The organism is Gemmatimonas sp. (assembly GCF_044345575.1).
Classification (GTDB): Bacteria; Gemmatimonadota; Gemmatimonadetes; order Gemmatimonadales; family Gemmatimonadaceae; genus Gemmatimonas.
Genome location: NZ_JBIJAW010000352.1, coordinates 1 through 3368 on the forward strand (window position 1 = coordinate 1; position 3368 = coordinate 3368).

Consider the following 3368-nt stretch of genomic DNA (forward strand, 5'->3'; position numbering starts at 1 on the left):
AATGGTACGCGTGTCGATCCGACGCCTCACGCGCGAACGCCGTGGTTCGGCGTTGCTGCTGGTGTTGGTGGCCATGGTAGTGCTGGCCGTGCTGGGCTCCGCTTCGATGATGAGCGCCTTGCAGGAATCGCGTTCGTCGCGGGCCGCCCAGATCCAGCAGCGCGCCCTCACGGTCGCGGAGTTCGCCCTCAATCAACAGCTCTCGAGCTGGCGGTCGGAACGGCAGAGCATGGCTGTGGGGGCAATCGATTCGCTGGCGGTGGGGGTTGATCTGGGAGACACCGCGATCGTACGCGTGCAGCGGCTCTCGAGCACCGACTTCAACGTCGTGTCGGTGGGCCGCGCCGGCATCGGCAACGGCCTGATGGAAGCGCAGCGCGAAGTGAGCATGGTGGTGAACTTCCGCTCACCGGTGATTCAACCCGGGGGCATCCTCATGACGTACGGTGATGTCGACATTCAGGGCTCACCCACCGTAAGCGGTCGCAACACCACGCCCCCCGGCTGGACGGACTGCAGCACACCCGCGCGCGACACCTTCGCCCTGTCGTACAATTCGGCAGCGAGAGTCTCCGTACAGAAGCCGGCCTCGCAGGCGATCGGCGGTACCTACGCCGATCCCAGGGCCGCCGACCCCCGAAGCTACGACACGTTCGGTACCGAAACGTGGGCGTCACTCATCGCGCGGGCGAACATCCGTATCACGGGCAATGTCAACCCCACGCCCAGCGGCAGCAGCACCACCTGCACCGCTTCGATAAGCAACTGGGGAGAACCACGGCGCGGCGGCGGCACGGTGGCCGGGTGCACGAGCTACTTCCCGATCATCTACTCCCCGGGAGATCTCGATCTCGAGACCGGGCGTGGACAGGGCATCCTCATTGTCGATGGCCGTCTGCGGATCCGCGGCAATTTCCAGTTCAACGGCCTCGTCCTCGTGCGTGACGAATTCGAGGCCGAGGGGAACATGTCGCTGTACGGGTCCGTGATGTCACGCAATGCCGACCGCTCGGAAACGCGCGTGCGTGGCAACGGTACGCTGATGTATTCGCGGTGCGCCATCGATCGTGCGTTGAGCGCACTCGGGTCGCCCACGCGCGTGAAGGGACGCGCGTGGGCGAACATCTACTAGCTGTCGGGGAGCACCGTTTCGTAGCCGCGGATTCGCGGCGTGTAGGGGACGCTCAGCGTTGGAGCGCGCGAGAGGGTGGGGAATACAAAGCGGGCGGCCACCAATTCGGTGAACCGCCCGCTTTCTTGCTACGAATCTGACAGAACAGGGTTCAGTCGGCCTCCGTGGCATCGTACGAGTACGCATCCGCCTGCCGGAGCGAGTCGAGCCAGCTTTCCACGCCGGCGTCATCGTCGAGCGATCCGCCAGCGCTGCCGCCACTCGCACCGCCGGTCCCGCTGGCGAGCGAGAAGGTGAGCGCGCGTTCGGTCCCTTCTGGCCAATCGGGCATTGCCAGACCGGCGGCCACCCGTCGCAACGTCGGCCCGCAGGCTCCGAGGAGTTCGGTCGCGCGCGCTTCGAGCGTATCGAGGGGGATATCGAGGTCCTGCGTGACGAGGCGGCCCGTGGCGCCATCGCGCCAAGCCGAGTCACCGACGGCCCCGCGGTCGGGCCAGACACCGAGGTGCCGGACGACACTCGCGGTGGATGCTTCCATCCGCTCACTTTCGAAGGTGGCGGCCAGCGCCAGCGCGAGCGATTGCGCGTCGGCCTCGCCATACAGCGTGACTACTTCACGGCGCGAACGAGTGCCGAACGGGAGCACGGGAATGGAATTCACGTGCGCGAGTACCGGCGAATCGCTCGGACGAGCCTCGAGTCGAACGAGGACGTCCATGGTGTTCCTCCTACATCATCGAATGTCCTGAAAGGACCGGTGGGGCCCGCTTCGTCACGTGCGCCGTCCACGAGTGGAGGACGTTCCAGCCGGTATTGGGCAACGCGCCGGGCGCATGAAGAGTGCCCGTGGTGTTCCGCACGGGGTGTCCGGATGCGGAACCGTTACAACTCCGGGCCGTACGCTCAGTCGTCCCGGTCGGCGGCGTGCATCCAGATGCCGCCGAGCAGCGCAAGCGCGAGCGCTGCTCCGATGGGAACAGCACCGGGTATGGTTGACGTCACTGCATACCCGATACGCAGCGGCGCAGGGAGCCAGGTTCCGGCGAGCATGGCGTAGCCAGCCGCAGCGGCGAGCGCGGCCACGACACGCGCGAGGCCACGCAGTGGCAGCACGATGAGGCCCAGCAGGATACCCCAGGCGGTCGCGACGGCCAGATGATGCAGATACCCGAGGGCCACCGACGTCAATGGTGCCGCCGAGGACACAACACCGAGACGCTCGAGCAGGCCGCGGCCGGCGAGACGAAAGACCCGTCCGGCCTCGCCCTCACGCCACCCAAGCCCGAGCAACGCGCCGCCCGTGGCGATGGTCGCCAGCGTACCGGTCGCAAAAGCGGCGTCGAGCAAGCGGTCGAAACGTCCCGACGTAGCGGAATGGGCCATAGACGGAAGATATATCACGGGAGCGCCCGCCCGACGCTCGGATTAACGGCGCCGCTGTCATGGCGTCCAAACGAACGACTTCCTCGGAGAGTTCGCATGCCATTGGGGCACATCGCCCGCCGGACCATGAGACCCACGGTGCTCCTGGTCACCGTGGGGATTGGAGCGGTGATGACGGGCGCGTGCGCGGGCACCAGCGCGGGTATTGGCGCGCGAAGCGGTGCCATGGGATCGATGCAGATCGATGGCGCGCGCGAGCAGACGGCCGATCAGCAGGTGCAGCATGTGCTGAACCGACTCGCGTTCGGCCCGCGGCCACAGGACGTGGCCACGGTGCGGCAGATGGGGGTGGACGCGTGGGTCGCCCAGCAACTCCGGCCGGAGCGCGTGGCCGATCCGTCGGTCGAGCCACTCCTCCGTCAGTACCGGACGCTGTCGTACTCAGCCGATCAGCTCCTGCAGGAGTACCCGCCACCAGGCGTCGCGCTCGCGCAGGCCGCTCGCCGAGGCGGCGGAGCGCTGTCCGCACAGGATTCGATGCAGCTCCGCCAGCAGGCCCGTGAGGGCGCCCGGGCACTCGGCGAACTGGCGTCGAGCCGGGTGGCGCGCGCCGTCGTATCCGAACGGCAGCTCGAGGAAGTCCTCGTGGACTTCTGGGAGAACCACTTCAACGTGTTCGCCGGGAAGAACATCACCCGGTATTTCCTCAACGACTTCGATCGCACCATCAGACAGCACGCGATGGGCGATTTCCGGACGCTGCTCGGTGCCGTCGCCAAGAGCCCGGCCATGCTGTACTACCTCGACAACTGGCAAAGCGTGGCGGACAGCGGCCGCCCGGTGCTCCAACCCA

Annotated in this window: 4 protein-coding genes; 2 read left to right on the top strand and 2 right to left on the bottom strand. The window is 67.0% G+C overall.

Annotated elements, in window-relative coordinates; translation table 11 throughout:
• Positions 1–1132 (top strand): hypothetical protein (locus ACIQ6O_RS14985; protein WP_396208583.1); only part of this gene is annotated, 1132 nt, incomplete at its 5' end.
• Between the two features lie 151 nt (positions 1133–1283).
• Here ACIQ6O_RS14985 and ACIQ6O_RS14990 read toward each other — a convergent pair.
• Positions 1284–1850: a hypothetical protein gene (locus ACIQ6O_RS14990; protein WP_396208584.1), complete on the bottom strand. Its 567-nt coding sequence runs from the start codon at positions 1848–1850 to the stop codon at positions 1284–1286.
• 185 nt (positions 1851–2035) lie between these two features.
• The gene (locus tag ACIQ6O_RS14995; protein ID WP_396208585.1) at positions 2036–2515 is read right to left on the bottom strand and encodes a hypothetical protein; all 480 of its coding nucleotides are present in this window, start codon (positions 2513–2515) and stop codon (positions 2036–2038) included.
• A gap of 96 nt (positions 2516–2611) precedes the next feature.
• Between ACIQ6O_RS14995 and ACIQ6O_RS15000 the strand changes: the two genes are divergently transcribed.
• Positions 2612–3368, top strand: a 757-nt coding sequence (locus tag ACIQ6O_RS15000) for a DUF1800 family protein (protein ID WP_396208586.1), incomplete at its 3' end; no start/stop codon positions are given.

What these genes read in the sequence shown, in the direction of transcription:
- ACIQ6O_RS14995 (WP_396208585.1), bottom strand. Translation starts at nt 2,515, where the DNA reads ATGGCCCATTCCGCTACGTCGGGACGTTTCGACCGCTTGCTCGACGCC.
- ACIQ6O_RS14990 (WP_396208584.1), bottom strand. Translation starts at nt 1,850, where the DNA reads ATGGACGTCCTCGTTCGACTCGAGGCTCGTCCGAGCGATTCGCCGGTA.